The sequence below is a fragment of the Prauserella sp. PE36 genome, from assembly GCF_003311655.1.
In the GTDB taxonomy this organism is placed as follows: domain Bacteria; phylum Actinomycetota; class Actinomycetes; order Mycobacteriales; family Pseudonocardiaceae; genus Prauserella_A; species Prauserella_A endophytica.
Window position 1 is genome coordinate 1 of sequence record NZ_QEQT01000052.1, and the last position, 22,571, is coordinate 22,571.

General features: G+C 66.0%; 20 protein-coding genes. 5 read left to right on the forward strand and 15 right to left on the reverse strand.

Annotated features, from left to right (window positions below):
- The first annotated feature begins 92 nt into the window (after positions 1–92).
- Positions 93–1,337 carry an IS256 family transposase gene (locus DI005_RS12710; RefSeq protein WP_110341587.1) on the forward strand — a complete coding sequence of 415 codons (1,245 nt, stop codon included), beginning with the start codon at positions 93–95 and terminating at the stop codon, positions 1,335–1,337.
- A 220-nt stretch (positions 1,338–1,557) separates the two neighbouring features.
- Positions 1,558–2,037, forward strand: a complete 480-nt coding sequence (locus tag DI005_RS39680) for a flavin reductase (protein ID WP_110341361.1) — start codon at positions 1,558–1,560, stop codon at positions 2,035–2,037.
- A 109-nt stretch (positions 2,038–2,146) separates the two neighbouring features.
- Here DI005_RS39680 and DI005_RS12720 read toward each other — a convergent pair whose 3' ends face one another.
- The 11 genes from DI005_RS12720 to DI005_RS12770 form a co-directional block, all read right to left on the reverse strand.
- On the reverse strand, positions 2,147–3,586 hold the full coding sequence (locus DI005_RS12720) for an aldehyde dehydrogenase family protein (RefSeq protein ID WP_110341362.1): 1,440 nt from the start codon (positions 3,584–3,586) through the stop codon (positions 2,147–2,149).
- Between the two features lie 38 nt (positions 3,587–3,624).
- Positions 3,625–4,728: a zinc-binding dehydrogenase gene (locus tag DI005_RS12725; protein WP_110341363.1), complete on the reverse strand. Its 1,104-nt coding sequence runs from the start codon at positions 4,726–4,728 to the stop codon at positions 3,625–3,627.
- 531 nt (positions 4,729–5,259) lie between these two features.
- On the reverse strand, positions 5,260–6,042 hold the full coding sequence (locus tag DI005_RS12730; protein ID WP_110341365.1) for an N-acyl homoserine lactonase family protein: 783 nt from the start codon (positions 6,040–6,042) through the stop codon (positions 5,260–5,262).
- 38 nt (positions 6,043–6,080) lie between these two features.
- On the reverse strand, positions 6,081–7,715 hold the full coding sequence (locus DI005_RS12735; RefSeq protein WP_233520114.1) for a long-chain fatty acid--CoA ligase: 1,635 nt from the start codon (positions 7,713–7,715) through the stop codon (positions 6,081–6,083).
- Between the two features lie 52 nt (positions 7,716–7,767).
- Positions 7,768–8,286 carry a flavin reductase family protein gene (locus tag DI005_RS12740; protein WP_110341369.1) on the reverse strand — a complete coding sequence of 173 codons (519 nt, stop codon included), beginning with the start codon at positions 8,284–8,286 and terminating at the stop codon, positions 7,768–7,770.
- The gene (locus tag DI005_RS12745; protein ID WP_110341371.1) at positions 8,283–9,596 is read right to left on the reverse strand and encodes a bifunctional 3,4-dihydroxy-2-butanone-4-phosphate synthase/GTP cyclohydrolase II; all 1,314 of its coding nucleotides are present in this window, start codon (positions 9,594–9,596) and stop codon (positions 8,283–8,285) included. The genes DI005_RS12740 and DI005_RS12745 overlap by 4 nt, the downstream gene beginning before the upstream one ends.
- Before the next feature lie 14 nt (positions 9,597–9,610).
- Positions 9,611–10,411, reverse strand: a complete 801-nt coding sequence (locus tag DI005_RS12750) for an enoyl-CoA hydratase/isomerase family protein (protein ID WP_110341373.1) — start codon at positions 10,409–10,411, stop codon at positions 9,611–9,613.
- Positions 10,404–11,465, reverse strand: coding sequence for an acyl-CoA dehydrogenase family protein (locus tag DI005_RS12755; protein ID WP_110341375.1), 1,062 nt, complete (start codon positions 11,463–11,465; stop codon positions 10,404–10,406). Before DI005_RS12755 ends, DI005_RS12750 begins: the two co-directional genes overlap by 8 nt.
- Positions 11,462–12,628, reverse strand: a complete 1,167-nt coding sequence (locus DI005_RS12760; protein WP_110341377.1) for an acyl-CoA dehydrogenase family protein — start codon at positions 12,626–12,628, stop codon at positions 11,462–11,464. Before DI005_RS12760 ends, DI005_RS12755 begins: the two co-directional genes overlap by 4 nt.
- Positions 12,629–12,710: 82 nt before the next feature.
- The gene (locus tag DI005_RS12765) at positions 12,711–13,895 is read right to left on the reverse strand and encodes an LLM class flavin-dependent oxidoreductase (RefSeq protein ID WP_110341379.1); all 1,185 of its coding nucleotides are present in this window, start codon (positions 13,893–13,895) and stop codon (positions 12,711–12,713) included.
- A 29-nt stretch (positions 13,896–13,924) separates the two neighbouring features.
- Positions 13,925–14,281, reverse strand: a complete 357-nt coding sequence (locus DI005_RS12770) for a VOC family protein (protein ID WP_199542770.1) — start codon at positions 14,279–14,281, stop codon at positions 13,925–13,927.
- Between the two features lie 329 nt (positions 14,282–14,610).
- Between DI005_RS12770 and DI005_RS12775 the strand changes: the two genes are divergently transcribed.
- Positions 14,611–16,500, forward strand: a complete 1,890-nt coding sequence (locus tag DI005_RS12775) for a sigma-54-dependent Fis family transcriptional regulator (protein WP_110341381.1) — start codon at positions 14,611–14,613, stop codon at positions 16,498–16,500.
- A 30-nt stretch (positions 16,501–16,530) separates the two neighbouring features.
- On the forward strand, positions 16,531–17,055 hold the full coding sequence (locus DI005_RS12780) for a hypothetical protein (RefSeq protein WP_110341383.1): 525 nt from the start codon (positions 16,531–16,533) through the stop codon (positions 17,053–17,055).
- Here the strand turns inward: DI005_RS12780 and DI005_RS12785 are convergent.
- The 4 genes from DI005_RS12785 to DI005_RS12800 form a co-directional block, all read right to left on the reverse strand.
- Positions 16,964–17,575 carry a TetR/AcrR family transcriptional regulator gene (locus tag DI005_RS12785; protein ID WP_009156875.1) on the reverse strand — a complete coding sequence of 204 codons (612 nt, stop codon included), beginning with the start codon at positions 17,573–17,575 and terminating at the stop codon, positions 16,964–16,966. The two genes, DI005_RS12780 and DI005_RS12785, sit on opposite strands and share 92 nt — an antisense overlap.
- An 895-nt stretch (positions 17,576–18,470) precedes the next feature.
- Positions 18,471–19,673, reverse strand: coding sequence for an NAD(P)/FAD-dependent oxidoreductase (locus tag DI005_RS12790; protein ID WP_110341385.1), 1,203 nt, complete (start codon positions 19,671–19,673; stop codon positions 18,471–18,473).
- Positions 19,670–21,058, reverse strand: a complete 1,389-nt coding sequence (locus tag DI005_RS12795; protein WP_110341387.1) for a cytochrome P450 — start codon at positions 21,056–21,058, stop codon at positions 19,670–19,672. The genes DI005_RS12790 and DI005_RS12795 overlap by 4 nt, the downstream gene beginning before the upstream one ends.
- Positions 21,059–21,075: 17 nt before the next feature.
- Positions 21,076–21,396 (reverse strand): 2Fe-2S iron-sulfur cluster-binding protein, encoded by a 321-nt coding sequence (locus tag DI005_RS12800; protein WP_110341590.1) that lies wholly within the window; start codon positions 21,394–21,396, stop codon positions 21,076–21,078.
- Between the two features lie 161 nt (positions 21,397–21,557).
- Here DI005_RS12800 and DI005_RS12805 point away from each other — a divergent pair, with 161 nt between their 5' ends.
- Positions 21,558–22,529, forward strand: coding sequence for an AraC family transcriptional regulator (locus tag DI005_RS12805; protein WP_233520115.1), 972 nt, complete (start codon positions 21,558–21,560; stop codon positions 22,527–22,529).
- Positions 22,530–22,571 lie beyond the last annotated feature (42 nt).

Sequence of the window (22,571 nt, forward strand, 5' to 3'; positions counted from 1 at the left end):
GGGACTGTAATTTCGTTGGTGTAACTCCTGAGGTGAAGGAGACATCTGTGACTGATGGGACGGGCAACGGCGGCGAGGCGAAGGCTCCGGCGATGGCGGATGGAGTGGACGATCAGCTGGTGCAGCAGCTGGCGGATCGGGCGCGGGCCGAGGGTCTGCAGTTGACCGGTGAGGGCGGCCTGCTGGCGATGCTGACCAAGAAGGTGGTGGAGTCGGCGTTGGAAGGCGAGATGGACGACCATCTCGGCTATTCCAAGCATGACCCGGCCGGCCGCAACGGCGGGAACTCTCGCAACGGCCGGCGCGGCAAGAAGGTGCTGACCGAGGCCGGCCCGGTGGAGATCGCTACCCCGCGGGATCGCGACGGCAGTTTCGAGCCGCAACTGGTGGGCAAGGGCCAGCGCCGGCTGACCGGGCTGGATGATCTGGTGATCTCGTTGTCCGCCAAGGGGCTCACGCATGGTGAGATCGCCGCGCACCTGGCCGAGGTGTACGACGCCGAGGTGTCCAAGCAGACCATCACCACCATCACCGACCGCGTGATGGACGGCATGGCCGAGTGGCAGAACCGGCCGCTGGATGCGGTGTATCCGGTGGTGTTCATTGACTGTGTGAATGTCAAGATCCGTGAGGGCAACGTCGCGAACCGGCCGATCTATCTGGCGCTCGGCGTCACCGTGGAGGGCACCCGCGACATCCTCGGGCTGTGGGCTGGCGAACACGGCGACGGCGAGGGAGCCAAGTACTGGCTGCGGGTCCTCTCGGAGATCAAGAACCGCGGCACAGCCGACGTGTGTATCGTCGTGTGCGACGGACTCAAGGGCCTGCCCGAGGCCATCGAAACCGTGTGGCCGCAAGCGATCACCCAGACCTGCGTCGTCCACCTCCTGCGCAACAGCTTCCGCTACGCCTCCAAGCGGGACTGGGCGGCGATCGCGAAGGACCTCAAGCCCCTCTACACCGCGCCCAGCGAGTCGGCGGCACTGGACGCGCTGGCTGCCTTCGGTGACAAGTGGGAGGCCCGCTACCCGGCGATCATCAAGCTATGGGAGAACAGCTGGGCGGAGTTCGTGCCGTTTTTGCAGTTCGACGCCGAGATCCGCACCGTGGTGTGTACCACGAACGCCATCGAGTCGATCAACGCGCGGATCCGACGGGCGGTCAAGGCCCGTGGCCACTTCCCGACCGAGGCCGCCGCGCTCAAGTGCGTCTACCTAGCGTTGATGAGCCTCGATCCCACCGGCACTGGGCGCAAACGCTGGGTCGCCCGTTGGAAGGCGCCGTTGAACGCTTTCGAGCTCACCTTCCCCGGACGCCTGACCACGAACAAGAAGTAGAACCGACAAGATCAGTTACACCAGCTTCTTGACAGACCCCGGCTCGGCTCACCAACGACCCTGCCAAATGCGCAGGGCGCGGGATATGGAATAGGGATCGTCGAAGGGGTGCCCGTGGTGTGCGAGCACACGTCGCACAACATTCGGTACCCGCGAACGAAGCAGGAAAGATGGGGACCTGCTCGGCCTCACCCTCGTCGCCGCCGGAGAAGCGACATGAGTGAGTGCGGTCTGCTTGTGGACGAAGGGCTGTTCCGGGAAGCCACGAGCCAGTTCCCCAGCGGGTCACGATAGTCACCACCGTCGACGCGGCCGGCCGTCGCTGGGTTTCACCGCGAGCGCGTTCGCGGGCCCCGTCCGTCAGTCCCCGCTTGTTCTGGTATGCCTCGACAGGTCGGCCGACTGTCACTCCGCCTTCGGGCGCACCCACCGGTTCGCCGTCAGCATCCTAGGCCCGCGCCATACCGGCTTCGCCGTTCGGTTGCGACGAAAGGAGGGCGTACTTGGAACGCCCCGCCTTCAGAATGCGGTGGCGACGGTTGAGTGCGGGTCGAGGCGCGTTACCCGGGGCGGCGACCATACGATCCTGGTCGGCCGCATCCATCCAACACACTCACTCGGCCCGAGACACCAGTGGTCTACGCGCGGAGGAGATTTTCGACGCCCCGGTGTGACACGAGGAAGCGACGGCAGCTCGTGACGCGCACGGTACTCGGCGCAGACACTGCGGCCTGCCTTCATGGCCACGGTGCGACAAACTCTGGAATGTCTCTATTTTGGGCTGCGCCAGAAAACCTGAGATTTCCCTACTACTCTTGCTGGCTGATGACCGAGTCCGGCAGCTGGACTGATTTTGTCTGGAGATATTCCTCGAGGCCGGCGGGACCGAGTTCGCGGCCGATGCCGGACTTCTTGTAGCCACCGAATGGTGCGCGTGGGTTGTAGGGGGCGCCGTTGATGTCGAGCTGCCCGGTCTGTATCTGGCGGGCGAGGGCGATCGCGCGCCGGTGGTCCGCCGACCAGATGGCGCCGGAGAGCCCGTACATCGTGTCGTTGGCGATCCGGAGTGCCTCGTCGTCATCGCGGTAGCTCATGACGGCCAGTACTGGTCCGAAGACTTCCTGTTGTGCTAGTTCGGAGGCGCTGTGCACGTCGGCGAGCACGGTGGGGGCGATGAAGTAGCCGCGCTCGCGTGCGGGCTCGGGGCCGCCGGTGACGAGTCGGGCTCCGTCCGCGACGGCACGTTCGATGTACCCGCGGACGCGTGCTTGCTGGGTCTGTGAGGCCAGCGGGCCGAGTCTGGTCGCTGGGTCGAACGGGTCTCCGACGGTGTAGCGTTGTGCGGCCTGGCGGGCGAGCAGGAGCGCCTCGTCGTAGCGTGATTCGGGCACGAGCATCCGGGTCCATGCCGCGCAGGTCTGGCCGGAGTTGAGGAATGCGTTGCCCACGCCGACTTTGACGGCGGTGTCGAGGTCGGCGTCGTCGAGGATGATGTTGGCGGACTTTCCGCCGAGTTCGAGGCATACCTTCTTGATGGTGTCCGCGGCGATCGAGGCGACGCGCCTGCCGGTCGCCGTCGAACCGGTGAAGGAGACGAGGTCGACTCCGGGATGACCGGCTACCGCCTCGCCGACCTCTGGTCCATATCCCGTCACCAGGTTCAGGACTCCCGGCGGTAGGCCAGCCTCGTGTGCCGCCTCCACGAACTGGTACACCGACAGGGGCGCCACCTCGCTTGGCTTGAGGACGACGGTGCATCCCGCCGCGACAGCCGGCAGCACTTTCGCGACCACCTGATACAGCGGGTAGTTCCACGGTGTGATGGCCCCGACCACCCCGTAGGGCTCCCGGATCACCAATGAGTTGCCGACCTGCTCTTCGAAGTTCGTTTCCTCGAGCAGGTCCCGATAGCTGCTGGCGATCGCCATGGGCACGGCGGTCTGCACACCGCGCTGCACCTTCAGTGGCGCGCCGATCTCCTGTCCGATGGTGGTGGCGATGTCCGGCAGTCGGGGCTCCAGTGCCGCGACCAGCCGGGCCACCCGGTCTCGGCACTCGGCCATGGACACACCGGGATCGAACGCGTTCCGCGCCGCTGTCACCGCACGGTCGACGTCGTCGACGGTTCCGGCCGGCACGTGTCCGATGACCTGCTCGGTGGCCGGGTTGACCACGGCGATGCGGTCTGTCCCGCTGGGTTGCACCCATTGCCCGCCGATGTAGTGCTGTGTTCTGTCGTGCTGGTCCAATGCTGCGGCCTTCCCGGTCGATGGTCGTTGCTGTGGTCTCACATCACGATGCTGGCGCGCACGACCTTGCGGCTGTCCGCTGCGGCGAACGCCGCGTTGATGTCTTCCAGGGGAAACGTCGTGGTGGCGAACTGGTCCAGCGGGAGCCGGTGCTGGTTGGCCGCGAGAAAGGAGAGCGCTTGGCTCAGCGCTGTGGGTTCGTACAGCGAGACGCCGATGATGCTCTTGTTCGCGGTGACCAGCCGGGATGGGTCGGCTGCGTAGGTTTGTCCCATGTTGATGTTGCCGACTTCCAGGTACCGGCCGCTCTGGGCGAGCATCTTCAGGCCTTCCGGCACCACGGCCGGGGTGCCGACCACCTCTACCACCACGTCCGCGCCGCCGTCGGTCAACTTGCGCGCCCGCCGGATACGATCCGCCGGATCGGGATGATCAGCGAGGCTGATCACCTCGTCAGCTCCGAATGCGCGGGCCAGTTCCAACCGCTCGGGGACCGCGTCGACCACGATGACCTGCGCGGCCCCGCGGGCGCGGGCAACCGCCGTCGCGAACAGCCCGAGCCCGCCGGCCCCCTGTATGATGACGCGTTCGCCAAAGCTCAGGTCGGCTCGCTCCAGTCCGTAGATCATCTGCGACAGCGCACAGTTGACCCCCGACACCACTTCGTCAGGCAGCGTGTCCGGCACGGTGTAGAGCACCGCGCCGGCGGGGAGCAGAAAGTAGTCACCGTAGCCACCAACGAAGTAGGGTGGTCTGCTGGCGTCGCCGAGCATGGCCATCGTCAGCTTCTGACAGGACACGCGCCGTCCCGCCAGGCAGCTCCGACACCGGTGGCAGGGAAAGAAGTAGGGGAAAACCACCCGTGTGCCCGTCTGCACCGGCGCGCCGTTGGAGTCCTCGGTGACTCGTTCGCCGGTTGCGGCCACCGAACCGACCATCTCGTGGCCGAGCACGGTTGGTAGCGTCCCGCCGAGCCCGCGGGTGACGAACGAACCGTGCCAGGCGTGCAGGTCTGAGCCGCAGATGTTGGCTCGGTGTACCTTCACCAGCACTTCGTCCGGTCCAATCGACGGTAGCGCGACGCGCCGCAGCTCAAATGGCTGCTCGGGTGCGTTGAATTGCGCGATCCGGCCCTCGAACATGTATTCTTCCTTTCTCGCCAGGCCTGTTGCGGGGCCCGCGGAACAGGCGACAGGCCTACTGGCGGCGCGGTCCCGCGGTGAGTCGCAAGGGTTCCGTTTCGCTACACGCCGGGTCCTGGTGAGGAGTCGTTTCTGGGAGCGGTAGTCGGCGGCGGCTGGTGGCCGTGGTACGGCGTGACCGGCGTCGCGGTGGGGTCGAGCGTTCCCGCGGCGATGGCGGCTTCCTGGTGGGCGATCTCCGCTTCCAGAGCTCGATTGTCCCCGCGAGCGCGTGCGGCCAGTGAGCGTGCCGCTGTCGGGAGGAGCGTGCAAGCACCGGGGATGCTTGGTCCGTGCTGGCAGCTTGTGCCGCCAGGCTGCCGGGCGACGTCGGTTGAGGGTGTACCGCGCAACAGCGCACCTCCGAACCGGCGGCGTGCTGGGCGCGCGCACCGCACGCAGCTGGTGGCCGCGGGGATTGGGTGTTCCACCCATGCTTCGTGTCGTGCACGGCACGACGTGCACGAGTATTCGACGAGAACAGCCATGGTGTCAGTCGTAGCAAGCGGGTGCGTGCTTGAGCGTCGCCCAGTCCTCGGGATCGTGGGAGATCCACACCGTGGCATCGTGCGCCCTCGCGAGCTGCTTGAGGCGACGGATCGAGCGGACCGCCTGCAAGGTGTTGTAGTCCGACGGCATCGGAAGGTCTTCGGTGAGGGCCTGGCGGAGGTGGACGGTGTCACCGGTGAGCAGGAACGTCTGGTTGGGCAGCCGCACCAGCACGCTAGTGTTGCCGGGGGTGTGACCTGGCATGCGGTGGATGACGATGCTGCCGTCGCCGAACAGGTCATGATCCGTCGAGAGCTGGTTCCATTTCCAGTCACGCGTCGTGTCGAAATCCGCGGTCCGGAAGAAGGGTTTGGCCGCGGGCAACGGCCAGTACGAGTAGGGCAGGTCGCCTTCACCGATGTACAGCTGAGCGTCGGGGAAGAGCCGGATGCCGCCGGCATGGTCGAAATGCGCGTGCGAGACGATCACGTGATCGATGGCCGAGGGCTTGTAGCCAAGCGCCTCGAGTTTCCGGTCCACACGGTCCTCCGGTCCGTAGGCGAGTCCGACGACGTCCGCGAGGTCGCCGTAGACGGCGTGCGGGTCCTTGGCCGCCTCAAACGCGATGCCGGTGTCGAACAGGACCAGCCCCCGGTCGTGTTCGATGAGAAAGGACGGTACCGGAATGGTGACCTGCCCCTGCCCGTTGACGATCATGATGCCGGTGTCGAGTGTGAATTCCGCCCCCGGCAAAGCCCACATCCGGTTGGCTGTTCCCGTGTTCATGTCGTTTCTCCTTGGTGTCGTCTTGACTTGGTTTCGCGTCAGGGGGTCTTGTCCGTGCTGTGGTTGTTTCCGGCGGCAATTTGTTGACGGAGCAGCTTCTTGTCGAATTTTCCGACTCCGGTCTTGGGTACCTCGTCGACGAACACGAAGCGGTCCGGCAACCAGAACTTGGGGAACTTCTCACGGAGGAATTCGGTGAGATCGTCGGACGCCACCGGCGAGTTGGTGGCGACGATGGCGATCGGTCGCTCCAGCCAGACCGGATCCGGTGCGGCTACCACCGCGGCTTCCCGGACTTCCGGATGCCCCATGAGTGCGTTCTCCAAATCGACTGACGAGATCCATTCGCCACCGCTTTTGATCAGGTCTTTGACGCGATCGACCAGCGACAGGTAGCCGTTCTGGTCGATGACGCCGACGTCGCCGGTGTGGAACCAGCCACCAGCGAAGCTGTCCTGGGAACGTGTGTCGTGGTAGTAGGCGCGGGCCACCCAGGGGGAGCGCGCGAGGATCTCCCCGGCGTGTTTGCCATCCCAGGGCAGCTCTTCGCCGTGGTCGTCGACCAGCTTGATCTCCACGAGCGGCATCGGCTGGCCTTGGGTGCCGAGCAGGCGGAACTTCCCCTCGTCGTCGAGGTCGGTGAACTGGCTTGTGAGGGTGGTGAAGGTGAGCAGCGGCGACGCCTCGGTCATGCCCCAGCCCTGGCACACGTGCACGCCGTGTGCTTGCTGCCACCACCGTATCTCGCCGATCGGGGGCGCCTGGCCGCCCAGCCACAAGGTGTGCAGCGAGTCGAGAACGTAGGATTGCCGTCCGGATTCGAGTTCCTGGCGCATGAGCATGCCGACCGTCACCGCGGCGACGCAGACACTGACTCGGGCGTGCTCGATGATCTCCAGGTAGTGGTGCGGTCGTGGCTGCGTTCCCGGCAACGCCAGCGATGCTCCTTGCAGGGCGCAGGCGTACGGCATGCCCCACGAGTTGACGTGGGACATAGGCGTCACCAGGAGATAGGTCTCCCGCTCGGCGACGCCGATCGATCCCTGCAGGCACAGGATCAGGGCGTGCAGCACGGTGCTGCGGTGGCTGTACACCACGCCCTTGGGTTCCCCGGTGGTGCCCGACGTGTAGCACATTCCGGCTGGGCTGTCCTCGTCAACATCGGGGAACTCGATCTCCTCGTCGGCGTCGGCGAGCAACTCCTCGTACCCGTAGACCGGTCCCAGCGCGGTCGTCGGCGGCGGGCCATCCCCGAACACGACCACTGCTTTCACATTGGTGAGCCGGTCGCGGATCTGTTCCAGCATCGGCAGCTGTTCAGGACTGACCAGGAGCACGCTGTCCCCGGCGTGTTCGATGACGTACCCGATCTGGTCCGGGGATAGCCGGATGTTGATGGTGTGCAGCACCACGCCCATGCAGGGCACCGCGAAGTAGGCTTCGTAGTGCTGGTCGGTGTTCCAGCCCAACGTGCCCACCCGGTCACCGGTGCGTACGCCGAGCCGGTTCAGCGCGTCAGCCAGCCGCCGAACTCGCTTCCCGAATTCGGCGTAGGTATAGCGGCGGTAGCCGTCGTCGCGCCGCGTGATGATCTGTTTGTGCCCGAAGAGCCGTTCCGCGCGCCACAACAGCGTCTTCAGTTGCAGCGGCCGGTCCATCATGAGACTGTCCACGCTGCTCTCCCTTCGAACTCGGTGCCGGGTGTACCGGCTTTCCGCCTCGCTGTCAGGCGGAAAGCCGGGCGAAGTCCCGGGCGTAGTAGACAAGGGGGGTGTGATCGCGCAGCCGCACGTTGACCGCTTCGCCGATGAGGATCACGTGATCACCGGCCGGGTGGCGGGCCTGCGTCCGGCACACCAGGGAGGCCACCGCCTCTGGCAACACCGGCAGACCGTCGGCGTCCGTGTCGAATTCGCCACCGGCGAACTTGTCCGCTCCCTTGGTGGCAAACCGTTTCGCCAGGGGAGCATGCTCTTCGCCGAGGATATTGACCACCCACTTGCTTGAGGTGCGGAAGGCACGGTAGCTGTCGGCGGAGACGGCCAGACAGGCCAGCACCAGCGGCGGTTCCGCGGATACGGAGCAGAAGGCGCTCGCGGTGAATCCCCACCGCGCTCCGCAGTGGTCGGTCGTGGTCACGATGGTGACTCCGCTGGGGAACCGGGACATCGCATCGCGAAACTGCGCCGCGAACGTCTCATGCGCCGGAGGGCCCTGTTGGCCGCGTGCGGTGGTCTCGGTCATGGCTGCGACTGCTCCCGGGCGGTTGTCGGCGTGCCGCCGACCGGATCCAGCCGGTGTCCCAGCCGGTCTCGTTTGGTCATCAGATAGGCGGCGTTGTGCTCACCGGCCGTGACGATGAGCGGTACGCGCGACGCGATCGTGATGTCGTAGCCCGAAAGCCCCGAGTATTTGGCCGGATTGTTGGTCATCAGGCGAATCGAGTGGACGCCGAGGTCGGCCAGGATCTGAGCCCCCACACCGTACTCGCGGCTGTCCACCGGCAGGCCAAGGGCCAGGTTCGCGTCGACGGTGTCCAATCCCTGGTCCTGCAGGGTGTAGGCACGGAGCTTGTGCCCGAGCCCGATGCCGCGGCCTTCCTGACCTCGCAGGTACACCAGGACACCGCTGCCTGCCTCGGCGATTTCGCGCAACGCCTGGCGTAGTTGCTCCCCGCAGTCGCAACGCGCGGAACCCAGGACGTCGCCAGTGAGGCACTCGGAGTGCACGCGGACGAGGACCTCGTCGCGGTTCGCGCCGTCCCCCGCCACGAGGGCGAGGTGCTCGGTGCCGTCGAGCAGGGAGGTGTAGCAGAACGCGTCGAAGGTGCCGTAGGGTGTCGGCAACGGTGCCTGCGATGTGCGTTCGACGAGGCGCTCGGTGCGCTGACGGTAGCGGATCAGATCCGCGATGGTGAGCACGGTGAGCCCGTGACGTCGGGCGAAGGCGGCCAGCTGTGGCCTGCGGGCCACCGTGCCGTCGTCGTTGACGATCTCAGCGAGCACGCTGGCGGGTCGCTTCCCGGCCAGCCGCGCCAAGTCTACTGCGGCCTCGGTGTGCCCAGCCCGTTTGAGCACGCCGCCGGGCCGAGCGCGAAGCGGGAAAACATGGCCGGGCCGGGTGAAGTCGTGCGGACCGGCCGCCGGGTCGCTCAGTGCCCGGATTGTCGACGCTCGGTCTGCGGCGGAAATGCCAGTGGTGGTGCCCTCGCGCAGATCCACCGAGACGGTGAACGCGGTGCCACGGGGATCGTCGCCCATGGCCACCATCGGTTCCAGGCGGAGTTGGTCCAGCCGTTGCCCGTCCATGGCCACACAGGCGAGGCCGCTCGTGTGGCGCACCAGGAAGGCTATCTGTGCACTGGTGACGGTTTCCGCCGCGATGATCAGATCACCCTCGTTCTCGCGATCCTCATCGTCGATCACGACGACGAACTCGCCCCGGGCGAAGGCGGCCACCGCCGCGCGCACCGCCGTGTCGGCCTCGTCGGTGTTCTGGGAGCCGGACACCTGGATCGGCCGCGCGGACCGCTCGTGACATTGCATCTGTCGCATTCGTCGACACCGTTTCACTCTGGGAGTTTGGGCTCGGATCGTTTGACACCTGTTTTCCGCTTGGCGCGCAGCGCCGCCAACGTCGCGGCCGAGTCCTCCGTGGATTGCACGACGGCCATGTGTGAGGCGATCATGTTCAAGTGCGTTCGCGCGTCCAGGTGCAACGACTCGTATGTCGCACGCTTGATGAAGCCGACCGCCACCGGGGGCAGTGCCGCGAGGCGGGCGGCCAGCTCGTAGGTGCGGGTGAGCAATTCGCCGTCGGGGTAGCAGTGGTTGGCGAGTCCGATTCGCTCCGCCCTCGGGCCGTCTACCACGTCGCCGGTGAGCAGGAGTTCGAGTGCGCGGGCAACGCCGACCAGCCGGGGAAGCCACAGGCAGCCACCATCGCCTGGGATGAGGCCCGCGTGAATGTAGCCTTCGCTCAACCGGGCCGACTCGCCGACCAGACGGATGTCGCACATCAGCGCCATGTCCAGACCGGCGCCCACCGCGGTCCCCTGTACCGCCGCGATCACCGGTTTGTCCAGGTCCTCCAGGGCGCGTGCCACCCGGTGTACCTCGTCGGTGAGCATCCGCCGACGCGACAGCGGCGCCGGATCCACGGAGGTCAACTCGTCGAGGTCGATACCGGAGCAGAACGCGCCGCCTGCACCGCGCACCACGACCGCCCGCACCTGATCGTCCTTGGCCGCCTCGTGCAGCGCGTCCGCCCAGTGACGCACCATCTGAAGGGTGAAGGCGTTCTTCCGCTCGGGGCGGTTGAGCAGAATGGTGGCGACCGCGTCAGCCCGGGAGTACTCCAGGTCAGCCATTTGCGCGCACCTCCGCCGGGTCGGTCACAAGCGTCCACAGATCTGGTGCGGCGCAGGCAGCCGCGCCGAGTTCCCGCTCCCAGAACCGCTCATTGCCGAACTCGTCGCGCCATGACCACAAGCGGGTGGTGATCAGCCGCAACGGATGCTCGTCGGTGAAGCCAAGCGCGCCGTGTACCTGATGGGCCAGTCGCGCCACCACGCCCGCGGCACGACCGGCCTGCGCCTTGGCCGCTGCCGTGAGGATCCAGTCCGGTTGCTGACCAGCTGTGGCGGCCGACATCGCGACCGTGGTGCTGGCCGCCGCCTCCTCAGCCATCGCCGCGAGGTGATGGCTGACGGCCTGGAACCGGGAAATCGGGCGGCCGAACTGCTCCCGCTGCCCGGCGTAGGTGATCGTCGAATCGAGTGCGGCTTCCATGGCCCCGCTGAGCAGCAGTGCCCGGCCAAGCGCACCGCGAACCCGAAATGCCCTGCCGGAGATCGTGGCGTCCACTTCGGTGACGTCCTCGCCCGGCACGAAAGTGTCCTGCAGCAGCAAAGTATCCCGGGGCTCTCCGGCCAGGTTACGGCCACGTTCCCACGCTTCCCTCGGCGAGTCCAGGATCGCCACCAGCGGCTCGGCACGGTCAAGCAGCACCGCGACCCGCTCGGCCAGGTGGCCGTAGGGAACCCTGGACAGTTTCCCCGTCAACCGGTACCCCCCGGGGCATCGGTCGACTGCCATGTCCGTGGTCGCCGACGCGGTCAGCGGACCGGTCGGAACCGTCCGGCTGGCCGCGGCCAGTAGCCACCCTGCCAACAGCGCCGTCTCCGCCAATGGCACCGGCACCGCGGCGCGTCCGATCTCGTGCACCACGACGGCGGCCTCGGCCAGCCCCGCCCCGGCCCCACCAGAGGACTCGGGCACCGGCAGCACGGTGAACTCCGCCTTTGTCAAGGAGTCCCATACCTCGTCAGCCCACCCGCCTGAGTACCGGGCCGCGGCCTCCGGCGTCCACTCCGAGCAGATCTGAGCCGCGGTCGCCGCGATCGCGTGCAACTCCTCGTTCATGCGCGCTCCAACGCCTTGGCGACGACCCCGCGCAGCACCTCGTTGGTGCCACCGCGCAGGGTGTATCCGGGGGAATGAAGCAGACCGCGAACAAGGTGGCCGGTGAACGTGCCCAGCGCCGCGTCCGGATCCGGCATCTCGTCGGCGAGCATCCGCGCCCGCTCGGCCACCTCCTGTTCGAACCGGGTGCCCAGATCCTTGACCAGCGCGGCGGCCACGTCGGCGGGTTTGCCCGCCGCGAGCATTCCGGCGACAGACAACGACAACTGCCGCAGGGTGAGCAGGCGGGACGTGAGCGCGCCGATCTCGGCGACCGCCGCCGGGTCTCGGTCCGCGCGTCGGCGTACCTCGGAGACGAGCGCGGCGAGCAGGGGGAAGGTGGTGAGCAGGCGTTCCGGTCCGCTGCGTTCATAACCCAGCTCAGAGGTGACCTGGCCCCAACCGCTGCCGATCTCACCCAGCACGTACCGATCCGGGACGAACACTCCGTCCAGCTGTACCTCGTTGAACTCGTGCTCACCGGTGAGCAGCCGGACCGGCCGTACGGTGACACCCTCGGCACGCAGGTTCACGATGAACTGGCTCAGCCCGGCGTGCCGATCTCCGGTATCCGGTGCGCTTCTGGCGAGCACGAAGAACCACTGCGCCCGATGTGCTCCGCTGGTCCACACCTTCGTCCCGGTCAGCCGCCAACCGCCAGCCACTCGGACCGCTCGTGTCCGCACGGAAGCCAGGTCGGAGCCGCTGTCAGGTTCGCTCATGCCGATGGCGAAGTAACAGCGTCCCGCCGCGATCTCAGGCAGGAACTCCGCCCGCTGCTGTTCGCTGCCGTAGCGCAGCAGCGAGGGCGCTGTCTGGCGGTCAGCGATCCAGTGCGCCGCCACCGGGGCCCCCACGGCGAGGAGCTCTTCAAGTACCACCTGCCGATCCAGCACCGTCCGTCCCTGCCCGCCGTACCGGCGCGGAATGGTCATGCCAATCCACCCGTGCTCGGCCAGCCGCCGGGAGAACGGCTCGTCCCAGCCGGTCAACCAGGAGTCACATTGTGGGGTGAACGCACCTCGCCGGATCTCGGAATCGAGAAACGTACGTACTTCGGCCCGGAGCGGTTCCAGACCGGGCGGAACCCGCACCACATCTATCGGTAGAACGCGGCTGCTCATCAGTGCCTCCTGTTGTGACAGAGGGATCCGCCGCCGCGGCCGGTCGGCGAGGGGAATGGTCCGGCCGCGGCGGTCACGTGCCTCACAGCCAGTTCGGAGCGATCTCGGAGGCCCACAGCTCGATGCTGCGCATCTGCACGTCGTGCGGCACCGGGCCGGGGTATTGCCACTGCAGCAGATACTCGGGGTCGTGCTGCGACACCAACTTCTCGATCTGGCGGTTGATGTCGTCAGGCGTACCGACGAACTCGAAACCACGCTCACACAGGGTGTCGTAGTCGGCCCCGATCTGGCCGGTCTCGCCGGGATTCCGCATCACCTCGGCAAAGCCCATCGGCCCGAACCAGTTTGGGAAGATGAAACCATTACCGCGTCGGGCCCAGTAATGGGCCTCATCGGCGTCTCGTGACACCAGCACGTCGCGGAAGATGCCCACCCCCTCCCCGCGCTTGAGCGCTCCGCGACCCGCCGCCTCGGCCTCCTCCTGATACACGTCCAGCAACCGAGAAATGACCTCGTCATTGGTGTTCATCACGATCGGGACGATGCCCTCGCGGGCGCAGAACCGGAAGGACTCCTCGCTGAAGCTGAACGGCTGGAACACCTGCGGCCACGGCTTCTGGTACGGCTTCGGGGCGATACCGACCTCGGTGATCACGCCCTGATCGTCCTGGCCACCGCCAAAATTATTCACCGCTTCGTGATTGAAATCGATTCCCGGCGGCGGAACCTGCCAGTTCTCGGTTTTCAGAGACGTCGTGCGCTCGCTCCACAGCGCCTTCATGATCTCCCAGTGCTCGTTGAACCGCTTGCGGTTGGCCACATCGCGTTCCGACTTGTCGGAGGACGTGGCGCCGACGTGGTACGTCTGCCCGAGCACGTCCGCCCACCGCTTCTGATACCCCCTGGCGATCCCGACGAAGGAGCGTCCGCGCGTCATCTGGTCGAGCATCGCGAGGTCCTCGGCCAGCCGAATCGGATTCTGGAACGGCAGCACGTTCGCCATCTGCCCGACCTTGATCCGCTGTGTCTGCATCGCGATGTACAGATCGAGCAGGATCGGGTTGTTCGACTCCTCGAAGCCTTCGATGTGGAAATGGTGCTCCGTAAACGCGACGCCCCAGTACCCGAGATCGTCAGCCAGTTGCGCCTGCTTGGTGATCTGGAAGAGCATGTTCTGGTAGTTCTTGTCGTTGACCCCAGCGAAGCCCTTCTTCATCTGGTCATAACTGCCCACGGCCGGCAGGTAGAACAAAATCTCCTTCATAAGACTTACTCCTCACATCGGTTAACTGGTCAAGCCCGGCTTCGGTAGACCACGAAAGGGTTCCCGCTGGGGTCCCGCAATACCGCCCGAATCTCGTGCGCCCCCTCAACCGGCCCGGACAACACCGTCGCACCGGCCGCCAGCAGTCGGGACACCGCAACCGAGACGTCGTCGCTCCGGAACACCGGCAACGCCGACTCCGGCACCGGATGGTCAGCCGGAGTCGCCAAGGCGAGCTTTATCGACCCGGCGGAGAGTTCGGCATAGTCGTCCCGATCCCGCATCCGGACACCGAGCCCCAACCCATCTCGATAAAAGGCCAATGAACTTTCCAAATCGGACGCGGGGAGCAGGATAGACCGCAAATCACACTTCGAATCAGCCACAAACACTCCATTCGTCCGATCTCGCGAGTTTGGCCGAGGTTTCACCTGTGGAAACAGATTGTTACCCGCCACGCGGACGAGCACGCCGTATCAATGTGAGACGACGACCCTGCCTCGCGTCTGGCCGAGGGATCGACCGCGCGTTTTCGCAGCGTGTCGGGCACATGATGGCCGAAGGTTCAGGTCAACGACTTCTGGGCGGAGCCCACTCAAGCCGCGTCAAGCAAAGGTGACCTGTGTCTCAAAGTGAGACAATCGGGCCAACGGGATTCCGCGCTACTCTGGTTGGACCATCACGTCACACCCCCGTGGACGATGGAGTGCAGGCAATGGAGCCCACCTCAGTCACACTCGGTGGCCGTGCCTCAGGCGGGACGGCCACACCTGAGGCACGCCGCGAGTCCCCACAGCTGTCCGTACGTGCCGAGATCGCGCTGTCATGGCGCCGGTCCGCAGCCTGCGGAATAGCCCCTGACAAGAAGGCTGAACTACCCTACGATCCGGACTTCGACAGTGACAGCCGACTGCTGAAGGCGGCCACGCCGGTGGTAGAACGTCTCGCCAGTTCCCTGGCCGACACCTCCACCAGCATCCTGCTCGCCGACCGGCAGGCGAGGATCGTGCGGCGCTGGGTTGGCGAGAAGCCGCTGTACAGTGCATTGGACAACGCATACGCGGCCCCCGGGTTCGCCTTCGCGGAGGAGTACGCCGGCACTAACGGGTTAGGCACAGTCCTGGAGGAAGCTCGAACGGTCGCGGTTCGCGGCGAAGAACACTACGCGGACTTCCTACGCCACCTGTCGTGCGTTGGGGTCCCCATCCACAACCCGGTCACCCGAGCCGTCGAGGGAGTTCTCGACATCACCTGCCTCGCTGACGACTACAACCCGCTCATCCCCGCTCTGCTCTCCGAATCGGTACAGCACATCGAAACCCGGTTGAGCCACCTGTCGTCCCCCGCCGACGTCGCCCTCGTCGAGGCGTTCACCCGTGCCCGCCGTCTGCATCGAGGCGCCATACTCGGCCTCAACCCGAACATGATCCTCACCAACCCCATCGCCAGCGGCAATCTCACACCCCAAGACCAGGCGGTACTCTGGGACGCGTCCACACAGTTGGCTCGTACCCAGCGCTCCGAAGTAAGCGTGGACCTCACGCACGGGCGGTACCGTGTCCGGTGCCAATCCGTCACGACCGCCTCCCACGACCCCGCTGGGGTCGTGGTGTACCTCGATCCGATCCGGCCTCGCCACCTCAGCACGGGCTACCGCCCATCCGCGACGCCCACCGGCACCGGCTGCACACCTCCAGCGGGACGCAGCCCACAGTGGCGCCGCGTCACCACGCGAATCCAGGAACTGGCTCAGCTCCCCGATCCGGTAGCGATCACCGGCGAACCGGGCACAGGCAAGCTCTACCTGGCCAAGTACCTGCACGAACTGTCCAGCCCCGCCCGGGGACTGCGCGTTTTCAACGCCGCCGACCCCACCGAGACCGCACCCAAGGACCTGATCATCCGGACCAACGATACCCTTGGGCAAGGCGACAACGTCATCGTACGGCGAATCGAATACCTTCCGACACAGGCGCAGGCGCAGCTGCGGGCCCTCGCGGCGACGAGCCCCCATCCCGCCTCCGCATCGACAACCGGACGACTCATCGTCACCGCCCAAACCACGACCCACACCCATGAGCGGCTCGAACAAGCCCTCGCATCCTACCCGCACCACCTGTGGGTGCCGCCGCTGGCCCAGCACATCGAGGACATCGCCGACCTGACGTCGGTCCTGCTCACGGAACTCGCCGGCCAACCCACCGCACACTGCAGCCTGCCAACGCTACAAGCCCTGATGCGTAGCCCATGGCCGGGCAACATCGCCGAGTTACGAGACGCCCTTGCCGCCGCACTCAACGCCAGCCATGGCCAGGAGATCCAACCGCACCACCTACCGACCTGGGTGCTCAAACGTGCACACCAACGACAATTATCCGTAATGGAGCAGTCGGAGCGCGAACTGATCATCGAAACACTAGCCAGCGTCGGGAACAACCGGACACAAGCGGCGAGAATCTTGGGCATCGGCCGCGCCACCCTGTACCGCAAGATCCGTACCCTCGGCGTCTCCACCGCCCAGGAACTCCAGATGGGGCTATCTGATCAACTTATCGGACAGTCCCACTGCCAGGTGTCGCGAGACCGTCGAGGACCAGCTCGCTGATCGCGGCGGAGAAGCGCGCTGCGTCGACGGATGGATCGGCGGACGGCCGCGCTGAGGCCAGCGACGGTGCTGGCTCCGAAGACGCTCAAGGACACGGCGCCCGGATCGGCACCCTGGCTGGGGCCCGTCGGAGACACCGTCGAGCAGGAGCTCTACCGGCACCCGGCCGTCCGTGAAGTGGCCGTCGTCGGCGTCCCCGACGTCCACTGGGGCGAGACGCCAGTGGCCACCGTGGCGCTCCAGAACGCCGCCGAGACGACGGCCGAGGAGCTCATCGCGTACGCCCGGGAGCGGCTTGCCCACTTCAAGTGCCCTACCCGGGTCGAGTTCGTGGCCGAGTTGCACCGCACAGCGCCGGCAAGGTTCTCTAGACGGTGCTACGTCAGCAGCAGGGCGCAGACGAACACGCAGTACGCCGCTGAGCTCAGTTCAGACTGCTCCCGTCGTGCCAATCCGGCGCAGGTCACGATTCGAGGGAGAGGAACCGGACCGCGACCTCTGAGATCTTGCGTGCTGTCGCGGTTCGGTCCCATCTGGGCAGGGCCAGGTGACTGACTGTCAGGCGGACCATGGTGTCGGCCGCGTCGATGACGTCGTTTTCGGGAAGACTCGGGTAACTCTCCGCGACCCATCCGGCCAGGGTGTCGGAGGCGAGGTCGAGGAGTCGCGCGGAAGTTGTGAGCAGTGGGAGCATCCCCGTGGACGCTTGGCTCCCCCCATTCAGGTCGCGGTTGGAGATGAGCACCGCCTTGAGCAGGGGGCTACGCCCCGCCTCGTCCAAGGTGTAGTCGACGGCTGCAGCGATGCCGCGCTTCGCATCGCCGACGTGCGCCTCCAGCGCCCCCTGGATGCCCTCCAGGAAGCGTGAGGCTTCCCGAAGCACGACGGCTTCTCCGAGGCCGGCCTTGTCACCGAACTCCTTGTAGAGAGCTGCCCGCGACACCCCGGCTCGGTCCGCCACCTCCCCCATGCGCACCCGGTCCCAGCCGCGGTCGATGATCAAGTCGTGGGCAGCCTCGAGGACAGCCGAGCGCATGTGCTCCCTGAACCGTTCACGCATGGAGTGTGCCCGCATGAAAGACAGGGTAGCGATCTCTGTCTCGCTACCGACTCCCGTCACCGATCTGGACAAGATCAAGCTACCGTGCGTGGTCGTCTGCAACCCTGGTCGTGACGCTGTACGACTGGACAAGGCCCCGCGAGTATCCCGCACCAACTGCCGTGGTCGTCGGCAACTCTCGGAGGTCCTCGACTCGAATGGCACCGGGTCCCCGACCAGTAGCGTGATCGGACGACGACGGCCCAACACCACCCTCCGTTCGTAGGCTGGCACGATCGTCTGCACGCCCCACTGTGCAACAGGAGTCAATGGAGCTGACGTCTCGTCTCCAGCGCGATGCGAACAGTACCCGATCCTTGAGCGGCATCAGACTTCCCTCCGGCCGCTTCGTGATCGATCCTTTCGGGTAGACGACGAGGGCGCGCGATCCACGGCTTCGACCGCAGCGCGGAGCCCAGCTCGGCTGTTGGAACGATCGACCTCGACGTGGCCGGCCGGCCGAAACCACCAGCCGACAGCTCTGCTCTGAAACGGGCTCGTCTTTGCTATGACCGGGGGTCCGGCCCTCTGGTCCAGGATCATCTCCGCCGGGAACAACGGATCGGTTCGGGAGACAGGGCTGACCGCCGGCACCGCACCTCCCGTCTCGGCGAGGCGTCCCGTGCCGCGCCAGTCCACTCTCCTGGCCACCAGCAGCAGCGGTTTGCGAACGAGCAACACCAGCCACCATGCAGGACCGCGTGCGTCTCTGGGGACGTGCCTCACGTCTGCAACCGACGCGATTCACGGACGCCCAGGATGTTAGACAGAAGCCCCATCGCCGTCCACGCTGTCGACATCCAAGTCATCCTTGTTCGCCGCACTGGGCGGTGCCTCGGTGGTGACCACGGTCAGCGGTCGGCCCCCTTCGTCACACCGCAACCTCTGCTGTCAGGGCGGCCATATCGACTGCGGTCCCCTGGCCGAGCATGCGCTTGGTGGTCATGAAGTCCCGGGGACGGTTGACACAGTCAGCGGCTATCAGCTCGCCCTTCCGGAGGTAGTAGCAGGTGAAATCGCGGTCGGCGGTCGGGTCACCGCTCAGGACGATGTCGTCATAGCCCGTGTTGAGTCCCGCGATCTGGAGCTTGAGGTCATACTGATCCGACCAGAACCACGGGAGCGCCGTGACCTCCTTGTCCGTTCCACAGATGGTCGCCGCTGCCACCTTCGCCTGCTCCACCGCGCTCGGCACCGACTCCAGGCGGATCCGTCGGCCGTAGCGTGGCATGTCCTGCGAGGCGCAGTCCCCGGCGGCCACAATGGTGGGATCATTGCTGCGCGCGTGCGCGTCGATCAAGATCCCGTCGTCCACCGCCAGGCCGGCTGCCTCGGCCAGTTCCGTGGTCGGCTCGATACCGACCCCGATGATCACGAGATCGGCTGCCATAAGCTCGCCGCTCGCCAGGACCGCCTCGCGGACGCGGTGGTCACCGACCAGCGCCTCGACCGATGCGCTCGTCCGCACGTCGACTCCCTCATGTTGGTGGACGCGCGTGAAGAATGCCGACACCTCAGGAGCGGTCACCCGCTCGAGGACACGGTCTGCGGCCTCCAGCACGGTGACGTCAAGACCCAGCGCGCGCAACGACGCGGCGGTCTCCAGGCCGATGTAGCCACCACCGACGATGACGGCACGCCGTCCGGGGATGGCGTCCTCGCGGATCCGCTGCACATCAGATGACCGACGTAGGTAGTGCACCCCATCGAGCTGGGTGCCGGCGGCGCGCAGGCGTCGTGGGCGTGCGCCGGTGCAGAGAGCCAGGGCGTCATAGGACAGTCTGTCCCCCGTGCTGAGCAGGACCTGGCGAGCCGAACGATCGATCTCCTCCACGCAGGCGTCCAGGCACTCGATGCCCTGCTTGAGGTAGAAGTCCTGGGAGCGAATGGCCAACTCCGTCAGCGAGCACTTGCCAGCGAGGTAAGCCTTCGACAGAGGAGGTCGCTGGTAGGGCAGCACCGACTCGTCACCGACCAGCACGATCTCACCGGACCAGCCCTCCTGGCGGAGGCTGGTGACCAGCTGCGCCCCGGCATGACTGGCACCCACCACCACCGCGCGCGCTGAGCTCATCCGGCGCCCTTGGGGGTGAGCTCGACCATCAGCTTGCTGATGCCCCGAACGAAGTTGGACTGGACGTATTCCGGCTCCCCGACTACATCGATCCTCTCGAAGCGCGGGAGGATCTCCTCCCAGAGGATCCGCAGCTGCAGCTCGGCCAACCGGTTGCCCATGCACCGGTGCACGCCGAACCCGAAAGCGATGTGGTTGCGGGCGTTGGGCCGGTCGATGATCAACTCGTCCGGTCGCTCGAACACAGTCTCATCGCGGTTGCCGGACGCATACCACATCACCACCTTATCACCCTTACGGATGAACTGGCCGTTGAGCACGGTGTCGGTCTTGGCGATCCGGCGCATGTAGGCAAGCGGAGTCTGCCAGCGGATGATCTCTGAGACCATGTTCGGGATCAGGTCCGGATTGGCCTTGAGCTTCTCGAACTGGTCGGGGAACTGGTTCAGCGCGAGAACGCCACCACTCATCGAGTTGCGCGTTGTGTCGTTGCCCCCGACGATGAGCAGGATCAGGTTGCCGGCGAACTCCATGGGACGCTTGATCAGATCCTTGGTGCTCTCATTACTCTGCAGCATGGTGATGAGGTCGAACCCGGGCTCTTCACCGGCCGCGAGGCGGGCGGCCTTGTCATGCCACAATGTGCTGAGTCCACGCGCCATGCCCACCATGCCGCGGAACAGCTCGTCGTTGTCGGAGGGGCCTCCGTTGGCCTGCTCCATCGAGGTGGCCAGGTTTGACCACTCGACGAGCTTGTGCCGCTGCTCGAAGGGGAAGTCCAGTAGCGTCGCCAACATGCGGGCGGTGAGCTCGATCGACACGGTGCTCACCCAGTCGAAGGGTTCGTTGACGGGCAGGTTGTCCAGGACGTCCCTGACGCGCTCGCGAATGAGGCCCTCCATCTCGCGGAGGTTCTTCGGAGCCACCACCCCTTGGACGGCGCGGCGCTGAACGTCGTGCTTGGGCGGGTCCATGGCAATAAACATCGCGATGTCCATGAACCGCGGCGGCGCCCCGATGACAATGAGAGGTTCCGCGGAGAAGACCTCGTGGTTCTTGTCCACCGCAATGATGTCGGCGTGACGCGTGACCGACCAGAACGGTCCGAAGGGACTGTGAGGCTGGTAGTGGACCGGGGCCTCGTCGCGTAGGCGCTTGAAGTAGGAGGCCCAGCGCCCCTGCCGGTAGAGGAACGGGTTGCTGAGGTCGATGTCTTCGAGCGCGACTTCTTCGACCGGCGGGATCGGGCGTTCGACGAACATCTTCTGCCCGTTCGTGCGGGTCAGCCAGCGTCGGCCCTTGTCGTAGAGGTGTGCGGCCTGGACCTGTCGATCCAGCGGGATGGCGGCCTCGACCTTCCTCTTGACTGCTTCAGGGATCTTCATCTCGTCGACACCTCCTGCTACATCTGGAATTCGGGCAGTTGCACGGTCAGGCCATCCCATGACTCGGAGGCCTTGATCTGGCAGGACAGCCGAGACGTCGCCTGTCGCTCGGGGTTCATCGACAGCATCTCCTCTTCCACCGGACCGGACGGGCCGACCTTGTCGGCCCAGGCAGGATCCACGATCACGTGGCAGGTGCCGCAGGCGGCCTCTCCGCCGCAGTCGCCATCGATGCCCGGAATGGCGTTGTTCGTCGCGACTTGCATCAGCGAGCAGCCCTCCTCGAGGGGCGCCTCGTGCTTCTCCCCGTCGTGCGACACGAAAGTAACGACTGCCATCGACAACTACCCCACTCTTGACCACAAGACGGACACTTCCTTCATGATTGTCGTCGGCGTCCGACAAGGCCATGTCGAAGCCGCGCCATCCTGTTGTGAGTTCGGATCACGTGAGGATCGCCATGTGGAGAGACGAGCCAGGCGTCCCATCTCTTGTGTTCGTGCAACTGCTGAGCAGTTCAGCGATCGATCAGAACGCCGTGGAGGAGTTTCGCGCCATCATGGCGCGCGAGGGAACCGGCGAGCTGACTCTGATTCAGACCCAAGCGCAAGCACCGCTGCGGTGGTTTCGCGAGGTCTATCCCGAACTCGACGCCGAGCAGGCGACCCGGCTGGGGATCGCCTGCGCGGAACAGGCCCAGCTCACGTCCTTCGGGCCGATGAGCGTGCCGCTGGTCAGCGCAGGAACCGTCGCCGAGGTCGTGCAGCTGCTGACCTATCTTCCGGTTATCACCAAGGCCGTCACCACCCAGTTCGATCGCCAGCCGGAGGACCTGACGATTCGGCTGTCCGGGAACGCAGGAGAACCCGACCTGGACTGTCTAGTCGTCACCTACTGCGGCCTGGCCCTCATGCGGTTGATCGACCTGCTGGTCGGCGACACGTCGGAGGTGACCATGCATAGTCGCTGGCCGGAGCCGAGCGTCCTGTCTCGAGAGGCATGGCCAGGGGGTCGGCTCGTCTTCGACGCCCCCTTGTCCTACCTGCATATCCCTGCACGGACGCTGCACACGGCCTGCCGCTTCCCCGACCCACTCGCCTACGAAGTCGCCATAACTGACCTCCAGCAGGCGCTCGAACGTCGGGCTGGCCCCCAGGACTTCACCCGCAGAGTGCGGGAGCTGTTGGACGACAGGCCAGGGGTGAAGACGATCCAGTCAGTCGCGGATGAGTTCTCGATCTCCTCGAGCACCCTGAAACGCCGCCTCGCCGCGGAGGGAACCAGCTTCCGCGAACTCCTCCAGAAGTCCCTGCTCGACCGTGCCCGGATACGGCTGCTCGACCGATCCACGTCGGTCAGTGAGGTCGCCGCCGAACTCGGCTACAGCGACGTCACCAACTTCTCGCACGCCTTCAAAGCATGGACCGGCTCCTCACCGAGCCACTTCCGACGCGCCCACCAGCACCCTTGAGCACGGCTCCCAGCGCAGCCTCTCGGCAGGACCGCGGCTGGG